The organism is Plesiomonas sp., from assembly GCF_051650925.1.
Taxonomy (GTDB): Bacteria; Pseudomonadota; Gammaproteobacteria; order Enterobacterales; family CAMTGL01; genus Plesiomonas.
In genome coordinates, this window is sequence record NZ_JBOFRH010000273.1 from 1 (window position 1) to 6723 (window position 6723).

General features: G+C 50.0%; 6 protein-coding genes. 2 read left to right on the top strand and 4 right to left on the bottom strand.

The window, feature by feature from the left end; genetic code table 11:
• On the bottom strand, positions 1-2094 hold a 2094-nt coding region (locus tag ACRC27_RS06640), incomplete at its 3' end, for an HAD-IC family P-type ATPase (RefSeq protein WP_438639471.1).
• A gap of 171 nt (positions 2095-2265) precedes the next feature.
• On the opposite strand from ACRC27_RS06640, the gene cueR reads away from it, so the two are divergent.
• Positions 2266-2724, top strand: coding sequence for a Cu(I)-responsive transcriptional regulator (gene cueR, locus ACRC27_RS06645; RefSeq protein WP_438621903.1), 459 nt, complete (start codon positions 2266-2268; stop codon positions 2722-2724).
• Positions 2725-2853: 129 nt separating this feature from the next.
• On the opposite strand, the gene ACRC27_RS06650 is transcribed toward cueR, so the two are convergent.
• Positions 2854-3849, bottom strand: coding sequence for a TDT family transporter (locus ACRC27_RS06650; RefSeq protein ID WP_438630384.1), 996 nt, complete (start codon positions 3847-3849; stop codon positions 2854-2856).
• A 186-nt stretch (positions 3850-4035) separates the two neighbouring features.
• Here ACRC27_RS06650 and ACRC27_RS06655 point away from each other — a divergent pair, with 186 nt between their 5' ends.
• Complete coding sequence (locus ACRC27_RS06655; protein WP_438639472.1) at positions 4036-4956, top strand: LysR substrate-binding domain-containing protein; 921 nt, start codon at positions 4036-4038, stop codon at positions 4954-4956.
• A 90-nt stretch (positions 4957-5046) separates the two neighbouring features.
• On the opposite strand, the gene ACRC27_RS06660 is transcribed toward ACRC27_RS06655, so the two are convergent.
• Both ACRC27_RS06660 and ACRC27_RS06665 read right to left on the bottom strand, forming a co-directional pair.
• Complete coding sequence (locus ACRC27_RS06660; protein ID WP_438639473.1) at positions 5047-5916, bottom strand: tetratricopeptide repeat protein; 870 nt, start codon at positions 5914-5916, stop codon at positions 5047-5049.
• Positions 5917-6030: 114 nt separating this feature from the next.
• A partial coding sequence (locus tag ACRC27_RS06665) for an SDR family NAD(P)-dependent oxidoreductase (RefSeq protein ID WP_438639474.1) occupies positions 6031-6723 on the bottom strand: 693 nt, incomplete at its 5' end.

Sequence of the window (6723 nt, forward strand, 5' to 3'; positions counted from 1 at the left end):
TAGCGGATGGCTAGAGCCTTTTTCAAGCGCTGCTGCCCACTGTAAAACGTCTGTTTCAGTGTGGTTATTGAGTGCCGTAATGGCGGTGACAGTTGGCCGACCTTCGGTCAGTGTGCCGGTTTTATCAAAAACCAGTGTATTGACTTTACTGGCCTGTTGCAGTGCATCCGCATCGCGGATGAGCACGCCAAACTCTGCTGCTCGACCGACTCCTGAGATGATGGACATCGGTGTTGCCAGACCCAGCGCGCAAGGACAGGCGATGATCAGTACAGTGGTGGTAATTGAGAGGGCGTAGGCAATGTGGGGCTGCGGGCCGACAAAGAACCAAATAGCGCCGCTGATCAGGGCTATGGCGATAACAACCGGAACAAAGATTGCCGAAATTTTATCGGCTATCCGGCCGATTTGTGGTTTGCTGCTTTGAGCGCTGCGCACCAGATGGATGATCCGTGACAGCGTGGTCTGGCTGCCGACGGCGCGAGCAGTAAACAGTACGCTGCCATCTTGCACGACAGTACCGGCGTGTACGGTATCTGTAGCCTGTTTTTGCTGCGGGATCGCCTCGCCGGTCAGCATCGCTTCATCGAGCCATGCTTCGCCGCTGAGTACGTCACCGTCAACAGGAACGCGGTCACCGGTTGTCAGGCGCAAGATCATGCCAGTTTGTACCTGTGCCAGTGGAAGCACCTGCTCGTTACCGTCGATCACGACACGGGCGGTTGGTGGGGTTAGATCGAGCAGTCGTTCCAAGGCCGCTGAAGAGCGTGAGCGCGCTTTTTGTTCAAGTGCATGCCCGACGTTGATCAGGCCAATAATCATGGTGCTAGCTTCAAAGTAGAGATGCCGCGCTTCAGCAGGGAAAAACTGTGGCCAAAGAGTGACAACCATTGAGTATAGCCATGCAACGCCGGTGCCGAGTGCCACGAGTGTATCCATCGTGGCTGAACCGTTTTTCAGCGCGCGCCATGCACTGGTGTAGAAGTGTCGTCCGGTGAGTACCATGACCAGCAGTGTCAGGATGCCGAGTATTTTCCATAACCCCTGATTGCTGGCGGTGATCATCATGTTGTCGCCGTACATTCCCCAAATCATCAGCGGAATACCGGTACCGAGCGCCAGCGCTGATTGCCAGCGCAGACGACGCAGTGTCTCATCGGCTGATTTTTGCTGTTTTTCTCGCCGCAATGCATCGTCAACTACTACTTCGGCTTCATAACCTGCGTTGGCAACCGCTTGTACCAGTGCGGCGGGATCTGGCGTACCCATCACCAGTGCGCTGCGCTCGGCCAAATTGACGCGCGCTTGAGTGACTCCGCTGACATTTTGCAGTGCGTTTTGCACTTTGCTGACGCAACTGGCGCAGCTCATGCCGTTGAGCATCAGTTGAATGGCGTCGTCACTGGCTACTGCTGCTGAAACTCCGGCAGTTGGATCAGTGTCAGCCATGTTTGTGGTATTAGGCGCTGCAACAGGATCTGCCATTACGGGGGCTAATGGCAGATCCTGCTGGAGGTCGCACTGTTCAGATATTGATGCAGGTATTGGGGCCGACACCCGCGCCGGTGATGGCTCGGGTGTGATAACAGCGGCGGTTTTCTCGGCAAGATTGAGGGTTGAATCTTCCACGATAACCGGTGTTGCAGCCGAAGTACGTGCAGGTGTGCTGACGTGCTCCGGCTCAGGCTTTTTTACCCTATCCTCGGTGGCCTGATAGCCTGCGGTTTGTACTGCGGCAATCAACGTTGCGCTGTCGGCTGAGCCGTAAATACGCGCCGTGGTTTTATCAACATCAGCAAAAACCACGCCATCAACCTGCTCAAGTGCCTGACGGGTGCTGTTGATGCAGCTTTCGCAGGCCAGCCCTTGCAGGGTGAGAGTGGTGGTTGGGGTTGTCACTAAAATGGCTTTGTATCCCAAATCAGTAATGCTTTTGATTATTTGTTCAGGGGTGGCACTGCCGGTGATATGAGCAAAGGTGCGGGTAACTTGTGCTTCTGTAATATCTTCACGCTGTAACAGTGCGGTTTTTACTTTGTTGACGCAGCCCATGCAGCTGAGGCCATCAAGAGCCAGAATTGTTGTGTGTGACATACCGTATTTTCCTTCTGGTGAAGAGTGTCAATTTCACTCTATTTTGAAGCGCTCTGTTTTGTAAAGACGCGCTTCTTTTTAACCACTGTGTAGTAAGATAAAGGTTACAGCAAGGGGAAGGTCAAGGCCTATTACTGAAAGGTATCAACCCAGTAAAGAGGGTAAGCAGAGATGAATATCAGTGAAGTGGCAAAGTTGACCGGTTTAACGGCGAAAACGTTGCGGTTTTATGAGGATAAGGGGTTGGTGACACCGTTACGGCAGGATAACGGATACCGTGTTTATTCCCAGAAAAATCAGGAGGAGTTAACGCTGCTGCGTCAGGCGCGGTTGGTCGGTTTTAGCCTAGATGAGTGTGCGCAGTTGCTGGATTTATTCCGAAATCCGGCGCGGCGTAGTGCTGATGTTAAGGCGAAAACGGAGCAGAAAATTGTCGAGCTTGATAGGCAAATTGCTGATTTGACTCAGATGCGACGGGTGCTCTCTGCACTGGTGCAAGAGTGTCCAGGGGATGATAAAGCTGAGTGCCCGATTATCTCTGGGTTGAGTCAGGCCGCTTACCGACCAGATGTGCTGCCATGTGAGCCTGTTTTACCGCACAGCTGTTGTGGTCATGAAAAAAAACAGTAGAACCGATGGGCAGGGAAAGATAAAAAAAAAAGCCCTGCACGGGTATGTGCAGGGAAATATGACATGTTGATAAAATTGATGAGTGAGAGCGATGAAAAAGAGAATACAGCGTTATCGTAACGATTTGGCTTAGCTCATTTTGTGGATCATGTTCTCTTTTTTGCTTTTATTTTCATGGGTACGTGGTAAGTAGTTCCACACATAACGTACAGCAACGTAGGCGATGATGACGCTGGCAACAATCAGTTCAATGTTAGCAAGCAAGCGGATCTGGTTTACATACTGAGTTGCAACGCCCCACACTTGCAGCAGGTGAGTCAGTTTAAACAGTGCTGTTGCACCAATGGCCATCGGGAAGGTGAACGCGGCATAACCTGGGCTAAATGGCAGACGAAGCAGTGAGAAAAATGCCAGATAAATCAGCGTTGTCATCAGGATAGCGATGCCGAACAGCAGGGCAACAACAACCGGTGATGGGTTGCTCATCACGGTCAGGTAACCGGCCAGTGAGAGGCTTGCAGGTGCTGCCATAATTGCAATGGTAGGTTTTGCACCATCGGGTACGTTATGGGTGAAGATAAAGCGATACAGCATCAGTGGCAGCATAATCGCGTAGCAAATCATCCCAAAGTTTTGTAAATATTGTGCGATAGTGATCAGTGTCGGAGTATGCGGTACTGAAACGGCAGCAACGATAATACCAATAGGTGGCACGAACCAGCTAGGTACCATGTGATGTAACGAGAAATCACGCGCTCGGTGTACTGTGAATACGAATAAGAAGATCAGGTGCAGCATGACTGCGCCAATCCACAATGCGATACCGATTTCAGGAGCATAATGGCCGACAGTGGCTGATACAACCATAACACCCATTGCGAATGTAGGAACAACGCTACCGACGACCGGATGTGCTAAGTCATCAAGCAGTAGCTGTGGGTGCAATAAAAATTTGATAGTGAGCACGCCAAGCATAGTGCCACCGATAATTGCACCGATCAGTTGTGCCATTCCATTCAGAGGTGCAAAGTTTTCCCAACACCATAAAACACTTGCAATACCCAAGGCTAATCCTGCCATTGGGGTTGGAACTTTACCTATTCTTTTGTGAATGGACTGGATCATAGATGCCTCGGAGAGTCTTATTTCAATGTCATCTATGATATATGCATCCGTTAAGTAATAATATTTGAATAAACTTAATGTATTGTTAAATAAAACTGTTCAGTAAACTTGTGCAGCAAATATGCAATAAATAGTTAATAAAACAGTGCACTTAGCTGCATTTCACACATCATAAAGGTTGAATGAATGAGTCTGACACTCAAGCAACTCAAAGTGTTTAGTGCTATTGCGCTGCACGGAAACATGACACAAGCATCGGAAGCGTTGTTTCTGACTAAGCCGGCATTGAGCATGGCGTTGCAGGAGTTGGAAAGACAACTGGGTCAGCGTTTATTTGATCGGGTGAATAACCGTCTGCATCTAAACAGTCAGGGTAAGCGCTTGTTACCCATGGCCGATGAGTTGCTGCAACGGTCACAGCTCATTGAGCAGACGTTTAAGCAAGATACTGAATTGAGCGGTAGTTTGTATATTGGGGCAAGTAATACGATTGGTAATTATATGCTGCCGACAATGTTGGGGGCATTTATTACCCGCCATCCTGAGTGTGCGCCACACATTACTATTGATAATACGCACGTGTTGGCCGGAAAACTGACCCGTTTTGAGTTGGATATGGCACTGGTCGAGGGGGGGCTGCACGATCCGCAATTGATTCTTACCGATTGGCAGCATGATGAGATGTGGTTAGTCGTCTCTCCGCAGCATCCGTTGGCGTTGCGTTATCAGCAGCAAGGTGTGCTGTCATTGGCCGATTTTGAAGATCAATACTGGATTGTGCGAGAGCTCGGTTCGGGTTCGCGCGAGAGTTTTAATCAGGCAATCGCGTTGCACCTCGACTCATGGCATTTGCGGCTGGAGTTAAATCAGAGTGAGGCAATTTTAGGAGCATGCCGTGCCGGATTAGGTATTGGGTATATGCCGGCAGTGGCACTGGCAACCGATATTATGTTGGGTACGTTGTGCCGTTTACCCATTTCATTACCCACTCAGAGACAGCTACGGATGGCGGTGCATCGTGATAAGTATGTATCCCCACTGTTGCGCTGTTTTATGGATTTTTGTATGCAGTGGCCTGATATAAGCTCGCAAGAGCTGAACCGATGAACGGTTGGAGTTATTCCCTCCAAATGGATATAAGAGGGAATAACTTTCGTGCGGCAGCCAGTGATGATTACTCGCAATGAGTTTTGGTGATTAGTAAAGCAGTGCGTACAGTTGACGACGGTACTGGGCTGCTAGCGGATCACCACTGCCGAGTGCGGCAATGATATCAGTCAGTGTCTTACGTGCGCTGCCGTTGGCTGCACCAAGATCTGTGCGTAAAAAACGCATCAGCAGTGAGAGTGCCTCTTCATTGCGGTTAACCTGATGCAGTTGCAGCGCAAGTTTTACTGCCAGCTCTGCGTTCTCTGGTTCATTACTCATTTCGCGCTGTAATTGCTGTATTTCTGGTGAATCAGCGGCCTGACGGCTGAGTTCTATCTGTGCGGTGAGCCCCTGCCAGCGGCTATCACGATCTTGCAGCGGAATGCTGTTGAGTATTGCTTCTGCCTCTTCCATATTGTGGATAACAATGTAGGTTTCAGCTAATAACAGAGCAATATCACTGGCATTTTGCGACAGCACCAGCGCCTCTTGCAGAACCGGAATGGCCTCTTGGTGCTTGCCTTCGCCGAGCAGTTGAATGGCTTGCTCAAGTTTTACTTCATCTTGCTGCGGTAAAATCTGCAACAGTTTTTCGCGGATCTCACTCTCTGGCAGTGCGCCTTGAAAGCCGTCAATCGGCTCACCGTTTTTAAACAGATACACAGTCGGTAGGCTGCGAATACCAAATTGAGAGGCAACCGCAGGTTGTTTATCGCAGTCGACTTTAGCCAGAATGAATTGCCCCTGATACTCGTGGGCCAGTTTTTCTAGAATCGGCAGCAAGGTTTTACAGTGTGAGCACCATTCGGCCCAGAAATCGAATACCACCGGTTTGGTTTGCGCCGTTTCCAAAATATCACGCAAATTGGCATCGGTGACATCAATAATGTACGGCGTGGTTGCGAAGCTGTTGTCCATCTGGTTGTTTTCCATGATAACCCTCAAAAACTGACGTATTTTCTATACTTATAATATGGGGCGGGGCAGGTTCGGTATCAAGTGAGTCTGGGTATCAATGCCTTAGGTTGTCAGTTAATCACCTTTGGCGAGTAAGTGATCAAGCCAGCGGCTTGGTAACAGACGGCGAAGCAGTGAAAAAAGTTTGGTGGGCGTGGTCAGTGTGTAACGCGCTTTCGGGCGAGCACTTTCCAATGCATGGCGAACCAGCGGTACAATAGACTCTGCCGGCAGGGTAAAGCGGTTGGTGATCTCGGTTTTTGATAGGCGCTCAATTTGTTTGTAATACGCTTGGCGGTGCACGCTGTGAGTATGATCAACATGGCGCAAAAAGGCTGCCAGTGCATTTGGGCGAAAACGTGTGGCAATCGGGCCCGGCTCTATCAGGCTGATAAATATCGGGCTGCCACGTAACTCGAGGCGCAAAGTATCGGTTAAGCCTTCGAGTGCAAATTTACTGGCGTTGTAAGCGCCGCGGTATTTCATCGCCACCAACCCGAGGATAGAGCTGTTCTGAATGATGCGCCCCTCACCTTGCTGACGCATTATCGGCAGCACTAAGGTGGTCAGCTCATGCCAGCCAAATAAGTTAGTCTCAAATTGTTCACGCAGTGCGGCCCGCGAAAGATCTTCTACCGCGCCCGGTTGCCCATAAGCACCGTTATTAAACAGGGCATACAGAGTGCCGCCAGTCAGTGCCAGTGTTTTCTCTACCGCACGGGCGATGCTTTCACTGTCGGTAAGATCAAGCTGAACTGCGGTCAGCCC